At 36.0% G+C, this 17998-nt stretch carries 14 protein-coding genes and 1 other annotated feature; of the genes, 5 read left to right on the plus strand and 9 right to left on the minus strand.

The window, feature by feature from the left end; translation table 11 throughout:
• The first annotated feature begins 12 nt into the window (after positions 1-12).
• Both fadB and BJS11_RS07590 read left to right on the plus strand, forming a co-directional pair.
• On the plus strand, positions 13-2271 hold the full coding sequence (gene fadB, locus BJS11_RS07585; protein ID WP_069995371.1) for a 3-hydroxyacyl-CoA dehydrogenase/crotonase FadB: 2259 nt from the start codon (positions 13-15) through the stop codon (positions 2269-2271).
• Positions 2272-2303: 32 nt separating this feature from the next.
• On the plus strand, positions 2304-3491 hold the full coding sequence (locus tag BJS11_RS07590) for a thiolase family protein (RefSeq protein ID WP_069995372.1): 1188 nt from the start codon (positions 2304-2306) through the stop codon (positions 3489-3491).
• A gap of 110 nt (positions 3492-3601) precedes the next feature.
• Here the strand turns inward: BJS11_RS07590 and BJS11_RS07595 are convergent, their stop codons facing one another.
• From BJS11_RS07595 to BJS11_RS07635, 9 genes are all read right to left on the minus strand, one after another.
• Positions 3602-4066, minus strand: coding sequence for a DUF4188 domain-containing protein (locus BJS11_RS07595; RefSeq protein WP_069995373.1), 465 nt, complete (start codon positions 4064-4066; stop codon positions 3602-3604).
• 5 nt (positions 4067-4071) lie between these two features.
• The gene (locus tag BJS11_RS07600; RefSeq protein WP_069995374.1) at positions 4072-4530 is read right to left on the minus strand and encodes a DUF3021 domain-containing protein; all 459 of its coding nucleotides are present in this window, start codon (positions 4528-4530) and stop codon (positions 4072-4074) included.
• Positions 4527-4967: a LytTR family DNA-binding domain-containing protein gene (locus BJS11_RS07605; RefSeq protein ID WP_069995375.1), complete on the minus strand. Its 441-nt coding sequence runs from the start codon at positions 4965-4967 to the stop codon at positions 4527-4529. Before BJS11_RS07605 ends, BJS11_RS07600 begins: the two co-directional genes overlap by 4 nt.
• Before the next feature lie 185 nt (positions 4968-5152).
• A complete protein-coding gene (locus BJS11_RS07610; RefSeq protein ID WP_069995376.1) occupies positions 5153-7027 on the minus strand; it encodes a diflavin oxidoreductase in 1875 nt (624 codons plus the stop codon).
• 310 nt (positions 7028-7337) lie between these two features.
• On the minus strand, positions 7338-8078 hold the full coding sequence (locus BJS11_RS07615; protein WP_069995377.1) for a cyclase family protein: 741 nt from the start codon (positions 8076-8078) through the stop codon (positions 7338-7340).
• Between the two features lie 24 nt (positions 8079-8102).
• Positions 8103-10349, minus strand: coding sequence for a 5-methyltetrahydropteroyltriglutamate--homocysteine S-methyltransferase (gene metE / locus BJS11_RS07620; protein WP_142351573.1), 2247 nt, complete (start codon positions 10347-10349; stop codon positions 8103-8105).
• On the minus strand, positions 10343-12184 hold the full coding sequence (locus BJS11_RS07625; RefSeq protein ID WP_069995379.1) for a bifunctional homocysteine S-methyltransferase/methylenetetrahydrofolate reductase: 1842 nt from the start codon (positions 12182-12184) through the stop codon (positions 10343-10345). Before BJS11_RS07625 ends, metE begins: the two co-directional genes overlap by 7 nt.
• Complete coding sequence (metC, locus tag BJS11_RS07630; protein WP_069995380.1) at positions 12138-13313, minus strand: cystathionine beta-lyase MetC; 1176 nt, start codon at positions 13311-13313, stop codon at positions 12138-12140. The genes BJS11_RS07625 and metC overlap by 47 nt, the downstream gene beginning before the upstream one ends.
• Positions 13310-14413, minus strand: a complete 1104-nt coding sequence (locus BJS11_RS07635) for a PLP-dependent transferase (RefSeq protein ID WP_069995381.1) — start codon at positions 14411-14413, stop codon at positions 13310-13312. Before BJS11_RS07635 ends, metC begins: the two co-directional genes overlap by 4 nt.
• 62 nt (positions 14414-14475) lie before the next feature.
• Positions 14476-14820, minus strand: a binding site (T-box leader).
• 184 nt (positions 14821-15004) lie between these two features.
• Here BJS11_RS07635 and BJS11_RS07640 point away from each other — a divergent pair.
• The 3 genes from BJS11_RS07640 (at position 15005) to BJS11_RS07650 (ending at position 17889) form a co-directional block, all read left to right on the plus strand.
• Complete coding sequence (locus BJS11_RS07640) at positions 15005-15847, plus strand: ParB/RepB/Spo0J family partition protein (protein WP_069995382.1); 843 nt, start codon at positions 15005-15007, stop codon at positions 15845-15847.
• 25 nt (positions 15848-15872) lie between these two features.
• Entirely contained in the window at positions 15873-16619 is a 747-nt protein-coding gene (locus BJS11_RS07645; protein WP_069995383.1) for an HAD hydrolase family protein, read from the plus strand.
• A gap of 631 nt (positions 16620-17250) precedes the next feature.
• Entirely contained in the window at positions 17251-17889 is a 639-nt protein-coding gene (locus tag BJS11_RS07650) for an adenosine deaminase family protein (RefSeq protein WP_081333084.1), read from the plus strand.
• The last annotated feature ends 109 nt before the right edge of the window (positions 17890-17998 follow it).

The raw sequence follows: 17998 nt of genomic DNA on the forward strand, positions 1-17998 counted from the left end.
GGAGGGTTTAGTATGACGATAAGAAAAGCAACAGTATTAGGCGCAGGTACAATGGGCAGTCAAATCGCAGCATTGCTTGTTAATGCAGGGCTAAAAGTAAAACTGCTAGACATTGTGATTGACGATAATGATCCTAATAAAATTTCAAGAAAAGCATATGAGATTATTACAAATCCTAAACGTCCGCAATTATTTGATTTAGCCTTTGCATCTAATTTATCTTATGGTAATTTCAATGAAGATTTAGTAGGACAAGATGATTCAGATATTTATATAGAAGCCGTTAAAGAAGAAGTAGATATTAAACATCAAGTTTGGACTAAAGTGAAAGACGTTGCCAAAAAAGAAGCGATATTTGCGACTAATACATCAGGCATCCCAATTGAATCAATCGCAAATGTTTTTGACGATAGTGATAAAGCAAGATTTTTCGGTATGCATTTCTTTAATCCACCACGTATTATGAAATTAGTGGAGGTCATTCCAAATAACAAAACTTCTGAAAAAGTTGTTGCACGTGTGCAAGCATTTGCTGAAGACGTACTTGGTAAAGGTGTCATTGTTGCCAATGATGTGCCAGGGTTTGTTGCTAACCGCGTTGGTACTCAAACGATGAATGATATTATGTATAGAGCTGAACAACAAGGATTTTCTATTACAGAAGTAGATGCATTAACGGGTCGAAGTATTGGGCGACCTAAGATGGGGACGTATGGTTTGTCTGATTTAGTAGGATTAGATATTGCTTTAGCGGTTATCAAAGGATTACAAAGTATACCTGAAGAGCAACCTTTCTTCCACAATGTTAAACTATCTGAAAAATTAATGGAAAATGGCGCGTTAGGTAATAAAACTAAACAAGGATTTTATAAAAAAGTAGATAAAAAGCGTTATGTGTTTGACCCAGAACAGAATGATTATGTAGCGCCTGAACAACCACAATTAGAAATTTTAGGTGAATTCAGTAAAGATTTGACTAATAATTTAGACGTTATCTTTAACGCGCAAGATGATGCAGGCGTGTTCTTATGGGAAACGCTAAGAAATAATTTCTATTATTCAGCAGTTAATGTGCCGAAAGCTGCAGAATCCTTTAAAGATATTGATCGTGCATTAGTATGGGGATTCAATTGGAAACTAGGAGCATTTCAACTATGGGATTTAATGGGATTCGAACGTGTGAAATCACGTATGAAAGAAGAGTTAGGTCAGCTACCAAATTGGATAGAACAACGTACTGCTCCATTCTATAGTGAAGGTGAATCAATCGAGCGAATTACACCGGTAGCAGAATATATTGATGAAGAAATTTGGGATAAAGAGGACTCAAATTTATCAGTAGCCAATAAAGACCAACTTTTATTAAAACTACAAAGTAAAAATAATGTTATCTCTAATGGTTTCCTTGATGATTTATTAGATGCAATTAATAAGTTAGAAAGCGAAGATTATACGAGCATGGTCATTTATGGAGGTGGAAATAACTTTAGTGTTGGCGCGAACTTATTCCAAATGAAAAAAGCACATGAAGAAGGTCGTGTAGTAGAAGAAGTCGGCGCAGCAGTTGAACAACTACACCACGTATTCTCTAGATTGAAATATTCATTGAAACCAGTAGTGACAGCAGTTCACGGTAGAGCCTTAGGTGGTGGTTGTGAGTTAGTTTTACATTCACCAATTGTAGTTGCTGCAAGTGAATCTTATATAGGACTTGTTGAAACAGGAGTTGGCTTGTTACCTGCTGGTGGTGGCCTTGCTGAATTAACAGATAGAGTACTACGTACGAATCATAAAAATGATGATAAACAAAAATCAATTACGGATATATTGATGCAAATCGGTTTTGCAAAAGTTTCAACTAATGCCTATGAAGCTATCAGATTCGGTTATTTAAGAAATACAGATACAGTGATTTTAAATACTGAAAGACGTGTAGAGGTAGCCTTAAACAGAGCGCGTTATGAAGCGGAAACAAATTACGTGCCAACGCCAAAAACACAATATATAGCGTTAGGAAAAGACTTTAAAGCATTAGCTGAAGGCCAGTTGGACGCGCAACGTATTGGCCATTTTATCAGTGACTACGATTATGAAATTACGTTGAAAGTGGCAGAAGTATTATCGGGTGGAGACATTCCGCGTAACACCTATATCAATCAAAGATATTTGCAAAAACTTGAAAAAGAACGCTTCTTAGAATTGCTACAAAATAAAAAAACATATGACCGAATCACTCATATGTTAGAAAAAGGGAAACCACTACGTAACTAATCATTAATCAGGATAAGAAAGGGTGAACTTAAATGCGAGATGCATATATTGTTGCTTATGGACGTTCAGCAGCTGGTAAAGCAAAAAATGGTGCAATGGCTCATGAAAGACCAGATGAGGTTGCCGCTAAAGTATTAAAAGGTGTATTAGAAAGAGTTGGAGGTTCATTTGAGCCAAGCATGGTAGAAGATGTGATTGTTGGTAATTCATTCCCAGAAGGCTTGCAAGGTCAAAATATTGCAAGAACGATTGCATTGTTAGCAGGTATGCCAAATGAAGTGCCAGGACAAACCGTAAATAGATATTGTTCTTCGGGACTTCAGACAATTGCACATGCAGCAAATCAAATCTTAGCTAATGAGGCAGATATACTTGTAGCTGGTGGTATTGAATTAATGAGTGCTGTGCCAATGGGTGGTAATGAACCTACGAACAATCCTATTTTACAAGATGAAGATGCAGGTGTTTCCTACCCAATGGGACTAACAGCAGAAATGGTAGCAGAGACATATAATGTATCAAGAGCAGACCAAGATGCATATGCGGTACAGAGTCATCAACGTGCAGCTGTGGCACAACAGGCGGGCAAATTTGATGATGAAATTATACCGATAGAAGTGAACACAGTTTCATATAATGATGAGGGGCCTGTTATAGGGAAAGCAGTATTTGATAAGGATGAATTAATTAGGCCAGACACGAATCAAGCTTCATTAGCGAAATTACGAACGGTATTTAAGGCTGACGGCACTGTGACGGCAGGCACCTCAGCACCACTTACAGATGGCGCAGGATTTGTAGTACTCATGTCTGGTGAAAAAGTAAAAGAATTAGGTGTAACACCTATTGCACGTTTTGTTGGATTTAAAGCAGTCGGTGTAGATCCTAAACTCATGGGTATTGGTCCAGCCTATGCGATACCGGAAGTGCTTAAACAAGCCAATTTAACGGTAGATGATATGGATTTAGTGGAATTAAATGAAGCATTTGCATCTCAAACATTAGCTTCAATTAGAGAAGTAGGGTTAGATATGGATAAAACAAATGTTAATGGTGGTGCTATTGCATTAGGGCATCCACTTGGAGCAACAGGTGCAATGTTAGTCGGTAAACTACTATCAGAGATGAAGCAAAGACCAGATACGAAATATGGTATGGTAACGATGTGTATCGGCGTCGGCATGGGCGCAGCAGGTATCTTTGAATATGTCAGAGCGTAGATGATACGAATGAAGATATTTAATAGTAGATAGTACGACAAAAAGTCGCATTAAACGTGATCATGTTTGATCCAATTAATGCGGCTTATATTTGTTTATGTGAAGATGTACTACGTTTGATTTCTTAATCGTTGTTTAGCAGTTTGTGTTGCTTGATTTACAGGTTGGTTACCAAAAGCTTTACCTAGCCCGAAATCTGGCATATTGATATAAATATTTTCGTATTGATTGGTATCGACATTATAAGTTTCATGATAAAAGCCTACTGCATCGTTATTTTTCAATGCTTTTGAGAATTTACGCCAAGCTTTTAAATGTGTAGGCATTCTAGAATAACTTAGCAATTTTTCGTTGTCTTCCCAATATTGAACAATCATGACACCACGATATTTGAAGAACATTTCAAAAGACAAGCACCCCAGTGATGCATCTTTCGATAATTCTTTAAGCATAGGTGGCATTGCTAAGAGAACAGGGAGCCATTTATGAATTTTATGCCATTTGCTTACGTGAAGTCCTATCAAAAAGATTGTGACAGGTTTAGTAGGTAGTACAGTATAGCGACCTTGATGCATATTAATCATCCCTTTCGTTTTGAAAGCATATCGTTTATTTCGTCTATATAGCGCTGGTTACGTCGTTTTTCTATTGTCCAAATAATAAAATAAACAATTGTATAAATGATAACGAACATGAGTATTGCCGAAATTTTTAAAGGAAACCATCCAGCTAATATTGCTAATGGGAACATAATAATGAGCATGAGACTAAAGTGCAGTAATGTTTGTGTTAATAGTGTTTTGTTTGTATTTGAAAAAATCAATTCACCAAAGCTGAATGTAATACCAATCAAAGCCCATATGGCAACGGAAATTATCATGATTTGTAACTCGTTTAAGTGTGCAAAGTAAAATGCGCCCATCGTTGATTCTGGCGATACTGGATGAAAAGCTGTTTTTGCAAAAAGTGTCGAAAATATTAAAGAGATTATGACACCTATAGTAATCCCAATGGTTATGCCATGAAATAGTCGTTTCATAATTTGAGCGCCTCCTTAATTAATGGCAAATAGCGTCTAGATGAATAGGTGTAATCACCATTAGTAAATATGATTTTAATTGTTCCGTTTTTATTTAATTTCAGCTTATCAATGTAATTTACATTGATGATTTCGGATTTTGAGATTTGTAGAAAATGAGCACTGAGTTGCGCTTTGATCTCGTATAAGCGTTGACTGGTTGTGTATTGATATTCTGGTGTCACCATCGTGAGTACTTTGTTTTCTATGCGAAAACATATGATGTGGTGTTGTTTGACGTAATACGTCTCTTCATTGTATTTTCCGGGAAATAGTTTGCTGTCTGATAATTGATTAATATAGTTTAAAATTTCTGGTAATCGTTCAGTGTCTTCATGGCTTTTAATAACAATCGAATCTTTGGGTAATTGATTGTCATATATCGTTGTGACTTCCATAGTTATCAAGCCTCCCTGTTGAACTAAGTAAACCAAATTTTGAGCAAAATTACTATATTAAGCGTGTATGTGGCATGAAAAATGTACTAAGTGGCAAATAAAACTAATAAAGTATAAAAATGAAACCTCGAACAATTGCTAGTGTGGTACTAGGGTTGCTCGAGGTTGTATTGTATTGAACGTTATTAATAAACATCTCGTTGATAGCGTTGTTGTTTGATCATGTCATTAAGATAAGCTTCAGCTTCATCTTGGCTATAGTTACCTTCCGATTTCAAGACATTGATAAGTGATTGATGTACACCGCTTGCCATTTCATCTTTGTTTCCACAAAGGAAAATAGTGGCGCCATTTTCAATCCATTTATAGAATTCATTACTATTTTGTTCGATGCGATGTTGGACATATATTTTATTTTCAGTATCTCTAGAGAAGGCCAAATCTAATTTATTTAAAATGCCCGTTTGTAGCCAATGTTCTAAATCAGATTGATATAGAAAATCGTGTTGCTGGTTCTGATTTCCAAAAATCAGCCATTTCTCAGAACGTAAATTTAAGTGTTCACTTTCTTGTAAATAAGCACGATAAGGCGCAATACCAGTGCCTGCACCAATCATAATGACTGGTGTGTTTGTATCTTTAGAAAATGTGAAGCTAGGATTCTTTTTAATGTAGATTGGTAATGTTGATCCAATAGGTGTGCGTTCAGCAAGTTGAACGGAACAAACACCAAACCGCTCGCGTTGATGAGACTCGTATTTCACAACACGAACAGTTAAATGTACGCGAATAGGATTGACGAGATGGCTACTTGAAATAGAGTATTCTCTAGGTGGTAACTTTCTTAATAGCTGTGGTAACATACTCGGTTCTAATGCCACTGGTGTAAATGATTGTATCAGGTCAATCAAATCTCTGCCGTATATATAGTTTTCAACCCACTCAGATTTTTGAATATTAGCATTTAGCATGGGATTACCAAATAATTCAGCAGCTTTTTTCATCAATCCTGGAGTTAGTTTTGAAATTTCAAAGTCGTATGTTAACGCTTCTTTAAGTGAACGCGTAGCGCCATTGTCATTAATTGGTACAAGGGTTTCTGCATCCCAATTAAGTGTAGCAATCAATTGTTCTACAAGGACAGGGTCATTTTGAGGAATAACGACAATGCTATCACCAGGTTCATATGTTTCGGGATATCCTTCAAGTGATAATTCGAGATGTCTCACTTCACGAGATGCTTCTGGTTCTGTGAGTACAGTATTTTTTAAGACTTCGGCTTGAAAAGGATTTGATTTTGAATAAGGTGCTTGAGGTTCTTCAATTGTGACTACTTCGTCCTCAATATTAGGCGTATCTTCATGTGTATCAGGTGATATTTGTGTTAGCAGTTCAAGCATATCAATGATCCATTGTTCCGCTGTCTCTTCATAGTCGAAATCACAATCGACTCTATCGGCCATTCTATGTGCACCAAGTTCGCCTAAAATATGATCAAAATCTTTACCCGCCTGACAAAAATCTGGAAAGTCTTGATCGCCAAGCGCTAATACTGCAAAATTAACCGAATTTAATTGCGGTGCCGCATCACTATGAAGATGGTCGTATAAATCTAACGCGTTAATCGGTGGTTCACCAACACCTTGTGTCGAACAAATAATGAAAAGTTGTTCAACCTCTGGCAATGAATCTCTTGGGAAATCATCCATATCCCAAAGATGTACTTTAAAGTTTTGTGTTTTTAATTTTGATTCAAATGTTTCTGCAATTTCTTCGGCATTACCCGTTTCAGTACCGTATAATACATGCACTTCTAAAGGTTCAGATTCAGTTGATGCCGGTGCGATATTTGGCTGTTCAGTAGCCGTATCGGCGTCAGTTGCCGTATTTGCCACTGCATCTTTATTTGTAACAGGTTCATTCCCTGATGTTGATACATTTGGATTGAGCAGGTAACCACTTAACCACTGTTGTTGCTCTGTTGTTAGCATTGGTATTAGTTGATTAATGAGAGCTAATTGCTTCTCGTCAAAAGGGGTGTTGTCTTGATTCAGTTGCATGTGTGTCACCTCTATTTATTATATTTATATAGAAAATAGGTAGATTAACCCCTACGATAAACTATATTGAATTTTATTGAATTATAACATTGATTGCATCATTTTAAATGATATGAATTATCATTTAGGTAAAAATCCAACGAATGGCCTATACGATGTATACATTTAAATATGCCCACATCATAAATATAACGATGTGGGCACTTTTAAGTATGTTAAAAGGAGAGATATAACATTAAGAATGGCTCAAGTTCTTAATGTTTTTATAATGGCTAGATTTTAATCATAAACATTCAAAATGTAATAATATTTAAGGTTTTATCGCAAATGCACGCACGGGGAATCCAGGTGCATCTTTAGGTTTAGGGCTAATCGTGTAGATAATAGCACCGCGACGAGGTAGTTGATCCAGGTTCGTTAGTAATTCAACTTGGAATGTATCTTGACCTAGGACGTAGCGCTCGCCAACGATATCTCCATTTTTAGCGACATCGACGGATGCGTCTGTATCAAATGTTTCATGCCCAATCGCTTTGACTTGTCGTTCTTCGAGTAAATATTGTAATGCATCCAATCCCCATCCTGGTAAATGAAGGTTGCCAGCATCATCTTTATTTTCAAAGGCTTCAATATTTGGCCAACGTTTCGACCAATCACTTCGAAATGCGACAAATGTTCCTGGTTCAATGGTGCCGAATTTGGCTTCCCATTGTTCGATATGGGCGCGCGTTAAGATGAAATCAGCATCTTGTGCCACTGCTTCTGTAAAGTCTAAAACAATCAATGGTAAAGCAAGTTCTTTCAAATCTAATTCATGTAAGTAACGTGTATTTTCTACAAAATGAATTGGTGCGTCTATATGTGTGCCATACTGGCTGACGATATTCCAATGTTGGACATAAAAACCATCATCCGCAACGTTGAACAGTGTCGACACGCGTGCGCGTTCAAATTCACTAAAGCAAGGGATGCGTTCATCAAACGTATGGGTCAAATCGACCCACGTTGATGACTTTAATTGTTCTAATTGGTTCCATAATGGATAACTCATCGATATCACCTACAATATTGGATATTAAACAGCTGCTGAGTTTGTTGATTTGCGTAATTTTTCAACTGAATTGACGAGTACGCTTAGCGCTTCTTTTACTTCGTCTTCTTTGCGGGTCTTCAAACCGCAATCTGGGTTTACCCAGAACAATGAGCGGTCAATTTCTTGTAAAGCACGATGGATTGCTTCTGTAATTTCTGCTTCTGTTGGTATTCTTGGACTATGAATATCATATACACCTAATCCGATGCCTAAGTCATAAGTAATATCTTCAAAGTCTTGAATTAAATCACCATGACTACGAGATGTCTCAATAGAAATGACATCAGCATCTAAATCATAGATGGCATGGATGATTTGTCCGAATTGCGAATAACACATATGCGTATGAATTTGCGTCGCATCTGCAACTGATGAAGTTGCTAGTTTAAATGAACGCACGGCTTTTTCTAAATATGCTTCATGATATTCAGAACGAAGCGGTAAGCCTTCCCTTAAAGCAGGTTCATCGACTTGAATAATTTGAATACCAGCTTCCTCAAGTGCCAATACTTCTTCATTAATGGCTAAAGCAATTTGATCTTGAACTTCTTCACGAGGTAAGTCTACACGTTCAAATGACCAGTTTAAGATGGTTACAGGTCCTGTAAGCATACCTTTGACAGGTTTGTCAGTAAGGCTTTGCGCATATAGCGTCTCTTTTACTGTCAGTGGCTCAGTCCATTTCACATCGCCATAAATAACAGGCGGCTTAACTGCACGTGAACCGTAAGACTGAACCCAACCAAATTTAGTAACTAAGAACCCTTGGAGTTTCTCGCCGAAAAATTCTACCATGTCGTTACGTTCGAATTCACCGTGAACGAATACGTCTAAACCAATATCTTCTTGTATTTTAATCCAACGAGCAATTTCATTTTTTAAGAATGCTTCATAAGCTGCATCGGTAATACGGTTGTTTTTCCAATCAGCACGATATTTTCGAACTTCCTGAGATTGTGGGAATGAACCAATCGTTGTTGTTGGTAAATCTGGTAAATTTAAACGTTCATCTTGTGCTTTTTTACGTTCTTTAAATGGAGATTGTCTAGACGTACGCACTTTTTCAAAATCATAATCCAAGTTTTTGAAAGACTGTTCTTGGAAGCGAGCATAGCGAGTTTTTAGTTCGTTATATTTACGGTCATCATTATCGTTAAATAAACGTTTCAATGCATCTAACTCATCAAGTTTTTCAGTTGCAAAGCTTAAACCTTCTGCGATAGATGTGTCTAATGTTTCATCATCTAATGACACTGGTACATGTAATAATGATGATGATGGTTGAATCACAAGGTCATTTGTATAATTTTGTAATGTTTCGATTAATGATTTTTTAGCTTCAATATCAGCTGCCCACACGTTTCGGCCATCGATAATGCCAGCGTAAAGGACTTTATTACGATCTAATACACCGTCTTTAATTTGTTGAAGATTAAAACCGTGATCATGGACGAAATCTAATCCAAGTCCTTTGACAGGTAAACCATTTAAAAATTGAAGATTCACACGTTCAAAATAAGTTTGAATGACTAAATGGTCGCTTAAACCAGCATCAGCAAAATAATCATAAGCAGCTTGCGTTATCGTTTCGTAATCCTTACTGTCGTCAGTCACAAGGATTGGTTCGTCAATTTGAATGTAAGGTGCACCTGCGTCGACTAATGATTGTAGTACCTCTTTATATAATGGTAGTAGTGTGTTTACTTTCTCTTCGAATGATTGATGTCCACCTTTAGATAATGCTACAAAAGTGATTGGCCCAACAATAACAGGATGTGCATCGACATTGAGTGATTGTGCATAATTAAAACGTTCTAGCAAGACGTTGTGATTTAATTTTGGTTCGGCTTTGTCCCATTCAGGTACGATATAGTGGTAATTCGTGTTGAACCACTTGATTAAAGCACTTGCAACATGTTCTTTATTACCTCTAGCGATATCAAATAATAAGTCATCATTTACTTCTCTACCTTGGAAGCGTTCCGGAATAATATTAAAAAGCAAAGATGTATCCAGAATATGATCATATAATGAGAAATCACCGACAGGTACACTAGATAAGTTGTAATTTTTTTGTAGTAATAAATTCTCTTTGTGTAAATCTGTTAATTGTTGATTTAAAGTTGTTAAATCATATTTGTTTGCCCAGTAACCTTCGATGGCTTTTTTCCATTCTCTTTTTCTACCTAATCTTGGAAAACCTAAGTTTGATGTTTGAATTGTCATAATATTGCCTCCTGTGTAGTTGAAGTAATTGATTTTGAATAATTTGCAAGTTCTAATGTATAATCGACTTTTTGAAATGGTGTGATTAAGTACAATCCATTAAAGTATTCGTGTACTGTGTCGATCAGTTCTTTTGAAAGTTTAATACTTAGCTCTTTTGTTTTTACTTTATCGTCTTTGACGGCTTCAAATTGTGCGAGTATATCTTCTGATAATTTGATGCCTGGGACTTCATTGTGTAAGAATAATGCATTGTTATAACTTGTGACGGGCATGACACCAATGAATAAAGGTGCGTCTATGTGTTTGGTTGCCTCATATACTTCTTTGATTTTTTCTTTGCTGTAAACTGGCTGCGTAATGAAATAATGTGTGCCACTTTCTAACTTTTTCTCTAAACGTCTGACAGCACCGTCTAATTTTCTTACATTTGGATCGAAGGCCCCTGCGATGTTGAAGTTTGTTTTAGTCTTCAGCGCATCACCGTCTGTGTTAATTCCTCGGTTAAAGCGAAGTGCAATTTCAGTTAAACCTTTTGAGTTCACATCATAAACATTGGTTGCACCGGGGAGATGACCAATCTTTGAAGGGTCGCCTGTGATGGTTAATATCTCATTAATATTGAGTAACGAAAGTCCGAGTAAATGAGATTGTAGACCTATTAAGTTACGGTCTCGACAAGTGATATGAACTAAAGGTTCGATATCAAAACGTTGTTTGATGATACTTGCCGCGGCGACGTTGCTAATTCGAACCGTAGCGAGAGAATTGTCAGCTAATGTAACAGCATCGATATCAGCATCATCAAGTTTTTTGATATTTCTGAAAAATAAATCGGTATCAAGGTGCTTTGGCGTATCTAATTCTACAATGATGGTAGGGCGTGATTTTACTTTTGATGTTAAATTTTGTTTTTTGGACGATTGTTCTTTCTGGTTTATATATTTTGTAATTGGAACAACGTTTTTTTCTGAAACAGGCTTTAATCCTGAAATAGATGATTTAATATATTGAATGTGTTCTGGCGTTGTACCACAACATCCACCGATTAATCGTACCCCTTCATTGATGAGTTGCTCAGCAACTTTTCCAAAGTAAGCAGCATTATCGCTATATTTGAATTTACTGTTTTCAATATCTAGTAGACTAGCATTTGGATAACACGATAAAAATGCGTGATTTGGTAACTCGATATGCGAGAATGATTGTTGCATATGGTGTGGGCCATGATGACAATTAAGTCCGACAATATCAGCACCACTTTCAGCAACTTGTTGTAACGCATCATTGATTTCTGTACCGTTTCTCAAATAATTGGTATTCAATGCTGTAAGTTGAGCAATGACTGGAATATCATATTTGCGTTTCGTTGCTTTAATAATATTTGTAAGTTCTTCTAAATCATAATATGTTTCGAATAAAATGCCATCGACACCGGCTTCGACTAATGTTGCTACTTGAATTTCCGTATGATACTGAATAGACGATAGTTCTAAATCTTCTTGTTTAATTCCCCTGAAACCACCAACAGTTCCTAGAATAAATGTTTCGTCGTTTGCAGCCTTTTTAGCAATATCTACTGCGGCTTGATGAATATCTTTGACTTTGTGTTCGAGTCCGAAGACTTTAAGTTTTTCAAAATTTGCGCCATACGTGTTTGTCTGAATAACATCGGAACCGGCTTCGATGTACGTACGATGAATACGCTCAACTTTATCAGGATGCGTTAAGTTGTAAGCTTCTGGACACGTGTCTAAGCCTTCTGAGTAGAGGATTGTTCCAATTGCACCATCAGCTACTAAGATGTTGTTCTGTAATTTGTCGAGTAGTTGATTCATTGAAAGCCTCCTTAAATGCGTAATTTAAATCTGAAATTAATTCATCAGCAGATTCAATGCCAACGCTAAGTCTAAATAAGCCAAACGTAATATTGCGTGCATCCCTTACTTCTTTTGGAATCGCTGCGTGCGACATTGTAGCCGGATGAGAAAGTATCGTTTCAACGCCACCTAAACTCACGGAAACTAAAGGTAAGGATAGGGCATCTACAAATGCTTGTGCTTTTGTTTCATCTTTTAATCTAAATCCCAGAACAGCGCCGCCATGATGTGCTTGTGATAAATGTAAATCACTATTTCCCGGGTAATATACTTCAGCAATTTCATCGCGTTGGTGAAGTGCTTCATAAAGCTTTTTGGCATTTTCAACGGATTGATTGAAACGAACAGGTAATGTCTTTAAGTGTTTAGCAAGTGTCCAACTATCTTGGGCCGATAAAGCTGTACCAGTACCGTTCTGTAATAAATACAAGGCGTCCGCAACTTTAGCATTGTTCGTAATTGCGACTCCGGCAATGATGTCACTATGACCGCTTAAAAATTTAGTTGCACTATGTACGACAATGTCTGCACCAAGTGCTAACGGCGATTGTCCAAGAGGTGTCATAAATGTATTATCGACAGCAAGTAATAATTGATGATGACGTGCTATATCGGCAGCACCTCTGATATCAGTGATTTTAAATAATGGATTTGAAGGTGTTTCAATATAAATCAGTTTTGTATTATCTTGAATCGCTTGTTCAATTTCTTGTAAATGTGTTGTATTTACTGTTGAAAATTGAATGTCAAAGCGTGTTAATATTTGTTCTGTAAGTCTAAATGTCCCGCCGTATACGTCATCTGGGAGAATAACATGATCTCCAGTATTTAATGTGAGTAACACTGCAGAAATCGCTGCGATGCCTGAAGCGTATGCGAAGGCATGACTTCCGCCTTCTAACTTTGCTAATTTTTCTTCTAGTAAAGCACGATTAGGGTTGCCACTTCTTGCGTAATCAAAAGGAGCACCACCACCAAGTGTTTTTTGATGAAATGTTGAAGAATCATAAAGTGGCGGGTTTGCAGAGTCGTAATCTATGCCTCTACGTGCATCAAAAATTACTTCAGTTTCTTTGGATAAACTCATGAAATCACCTCTTGCTTTGATTTTTCTAATGCTTGAACAATATCTTGCTCAATATCTTCATAATCTTCAATACCGATAGACAATCTGAGTAAATATTCATCTATACCACGTTTGTCTTTCTCGGCGTCTGGCATATCGACGTGTGTTTGAGTATATGGAAAAGTGATAAATGTCTCTGTACCACCTAAACTTTCAGCAAAAATGCAGACCTTGAGATGCTCTAAAAATTTAGCTGCATTATAATTTTTATTTAAGCGTATGCTCAACATGCCAGTACGACCACTGTAAAGCACTTTTTCAATTGCTTCTAACTGACTACATCGCTCTGCTAATAATTGAGCATTATATTCTGAACGATCCATTCTTAAGTGCAATGTCTTTAACCCACGTTGTAACAAATAACTATCGAAAGGTGACAGTGTTGCACCAATCATGTTGTGGAGTTGTCCTAATTGTTCGGCGAGTTGATCATCTTTTACCGTGACTACACCAGCTAGGACGTCATTGTGACCGCCGATATATTTCGTAGCGGAATGTAAGACAATATCTGCCCCGTTTTCCAGCGGTGTTGAAAGGTAGGGTGTTAAGAATGTGTTATCAATAATCGTAAGCAAATTATGCTTCTTAGCTAAGATGTAATAAGGATCTACATCTACTTCAATCATTTGTGGATTTGATATGGGTTCGATAAATAATGCTTTCGTTTGTGATGTAATACTTTGTTTGACCTCTTCATAATTTAGAAAGTCGACATATTTAAAATGAATACCATACTGTTGTTCGTAAAAATCAAAGAGTCTAAATGTCCCCCCGTATAAATCGAAAGATACTAATACCTCATCACCAGATTTGAACAAATTACAAATCAATTGAATGGCTGACATTCCACTCGATGTTGCAAATGCAGCGACACCTTTTTCCAATTGTGCAAATGCTTCTTCGAATGTTGAACGTGTTGGATTCTTCGTTCGCGTATAATCATATCCTGTAGATGCGCCAAGCTGTGGATGCTGATAGGCTGTTGATAAATAGATTGGATTGGCAATTGCGCCTGTATGGTCATTGGATAATGCGATTTGAGCAAGTTCAGTATTTTTCATAATTGTTAACCTCCTTGTAAAAATAAAAAAAGCTTCCGTCCTTTAGACCCGAATAATCGGATGTAAAGGACGAAAGCTTAGCTCGCGGTACCACCTTTGTTTGTTACTTTATCGCTAAAGTAACCTTATCCAGTACGCTAAATTGTTAAGTGCTTTGCGTAGACTGAATGGAGCATCTTAATTCGCAATGTAATGATTGTGCGAAAAGATGATGTGTGGTTAATCCAGTACGCCATTTAACAAAATGTTAATACTGTATCGCTATAACGGGCGATCCCGTTGATACCTCATATTGGTATCAACACTCAAAGGCCATTTTCAAACTTTCTTTCCGTGTCTTCTTTCAGCGTTACAAAGACTCTCTGTGCCAGCAGGGTAAGTTTTACTTTCCTTGTTACTGTGTTTCGATTATGTTTTCGTATTTGATATACACAAGATTACACATTAAAAATTGCTTTGTCAACAACTTATCTGAAAATTTAGATTAAACTAATTATTTAAGGCGGTATTTTTAGCTATTTGAGGGATGTTATAATAATGATAATTAAAATGAACCGAAGCAAGCAGGCCAAGGGAAGCAGGTGTAAACAAATGAGTAATCATCAAGATCAAAGATTAATATTAGATGCTGATGAAAAAATTCAAAAAATAAATATTCAAGCGATTAAAGCGAATCCTTATCAACCACGTAAAACATTTGACGATGAGCGATTACATGATCTTGCAAAATCTATTCAATTACATGGTATTTTACAACCTATCGTACTCCGCAAGACCATTGCTGGATATAATATTGTAGTGGGCGAAAGACGTTACCGTGCTGCCAACATTGCTGGACTGACTGAAGTACCTGCAATTGTTAAATCATTAACAGATAAAGATATGATGGAACTTGCAATTATCGAGAATTTGCAACGCGAAGATCTTAATGCGATTGAGGAAGCGGAAAGCTACCGAAAGTTGATGGATGATTTGAATTTAACACAACAGGAAGTTGCGCAACGTTTAAGTAAATCCAGACCGTATATCGCTAATATGTTGCGCTTACTTAATTTACCCCAATCTGTTTCTAGCATGGTAAGGGATGGTGTGTTGTCAGGGGCGCATGGACGGACGTTATTAGGTGTGAAAGATACTCAGCAAATGCTTCGAATCGCTAAACAAGCCTCCCGGGAGTCTTGGAGTGTACGTGATTTAGAAAAATATGTAACAACTCAATTTGAAGCACCGAAAAGTAAGGCAGATTTAGCCCAATATACTGTAACGAAACCTAAATTTATTAGACAACAAGAACGCCAACTTAAAGAACAGTATGGTGCAAACGTCGCGATTACTACTAAAAATAAAAAAGGACAAATTACATTTGAGTTTAAATCAGAAGCCGAATTCAAACGACTGATACATCAATTGAATGAAAAATATAAGCATGAATAAAAGGTGACATTAAAGAGGTGTAAGCATGATATTTGTATTTGATGTCGATGGAACGATTTGTTTCAATGGCAAATTTATTGAACCTATATTGAACAAAGTTATTAAATCATTGAATGAAAAACATGAAATTATATTTGCATCAGCAAGGCCTATTAGAGATTTATTGCCAGTAGTGAGTGAATTTAAAAATAATACGTTAATTGGTGGTAATGGTTCAATTGTTTCATTAGATGGCAATATACAAGTAATAGACTATATTCCGATTCCACTGTTTGAAAACATTAAGCGTATCATTAGTGAATATAACTTAAGCTTTATCATTGATGGTATGTTTGATTACGCGGCTAATGTAAATAGTAATCATCCAATATTTAAACAATTAGACCCAGATCATTTGGCGTCAAATGTTGAAGTATCAAAAATTCAACGACCAATTAAAATAATTCTTTTAAATATAGAAAATAGCGCATATGAAGCGATTGTGGCACAATTTAATGATTTCAAAGGTGAACTGTCTATAAATTTACATGAACTTGAAGGAAATATTGACATTACAGCTAAAAATATTAATAAATATACTACATTAAAAAATATAATTGGTAATCAAAATTATATTGCGTTTGGCAATGATATAAATGATGTACAGTTATTGGATTATGCACAAAAATCGTTTTATGTTACTGGTCATACTGACTGTCAACTAAGTTATGATACTTTAATTGAAAATGATGCAGCGTCTGTAGCATCAGTACTTGAAGCATTGTATTTGTAAATTGTTTTAGTGGAAAATTAAGAGATATTCATAGGGAACATTATTCACATTCATCCGAAAATATAGTATAATGTAACCATAAACACAGTTGTCATAAGTACATCAAAACCCCCACAGCCCTTCAAAGCTTAGTGGGGGTTTTGTATGTTATTTTGATTTATTATCTTAGCGAATGAATGGAATACCGAAGAATAAGCAGAAAAATATTAAAGGTGTAATGATTAATATGTTAATTAGATTTAGCATGTAACTTATTTTCCAAATATTTTTATATTTTTTAGAAAACAGAGATACTAGTATTGATATCACAATAATATGATTGAATTTAAAATGAAAAGGTTTAATATATCGCCCCCATACCAACTAGAAGGTGACAAAGGACTAAAGAACATTACTAAAATTATGAAATAATTAGCAATATTGATACTGTACATAAATAGTTTCATTCATAAATCAAACTTTCTTTAATAGCTTTATTTTGTATTGTATCATGTTTCATAAATTTATAAATTATATAAAATACCGTAAGTCGAAATTACAGTTAGAAATAGTCATTTTTTTCCTTACGTGATATAGTGTATAAATAATTTTCAAGACGAAAAATGATGGTATAAGGTAGGTTGAACTTCACATGAATAAGGCTATACAAGATCTTGCGAAAATTGAATTACACTGTCATCTCGATGGCTCAACGAGTGTGGAACTTATTAGGCAACTCGCTAAGGAACAAGATATCGACATCAATGAAGAGAAATTGTTTGTTGATAGTAGCTGTGATAGTTTAGATGCATATTTACAGTGTTTTGAAGAGCTTTTAAAGGTTTTACAGACAAAAGATAGTTTGCAACGTGCTGTGGTTGATGTTGCGCAACAAGCAGCGCGCGACAATATTAAATACATAGAAATTCGATTTGCACCTTTATTTCATATGGATCAAGGTCTGACATTAACCGAGATATTAGAAGCTGTTGAAGCAGGTGTACAAGAAGCGATACAGACATTAGATATTCAAGTGAACTTATTAATCTGTGCGATGCCTCAACATGATGAAGCAACGAACCAAGCGTTATTTGATTTTATTCAGCAACGTGATAACAAAGCAGTTTGTGGGCTTGATTTTGCAGGTCCTGAAGTCGGATATTCTACTACGGCTATTCAACGTGCCGCTACATATGGTCTAGAGCAAGGATTTAATATGACGTTGCATGCAGGAGAATATTGTTTTTTGCATGCTGATAAATACGCTTATCATATACAAACAATATTATAATAGTACTTTAATTTTTAAAGTAATCATTAGAATTAATCATCACAAAATGTTCTTCTATATAATTCAGTTTTTTCTATTATGCTATAAATAGTTTTCATAATTCAACTTA

The organism is Staphylococcus caeli (assembly GCF_900097965.1).
Lineage (GTDB): Bacteria > Bacillota > Bacilli > Staphylococcales > Staphylococcaceae > Staphylococcus > Staphylococcus caeli.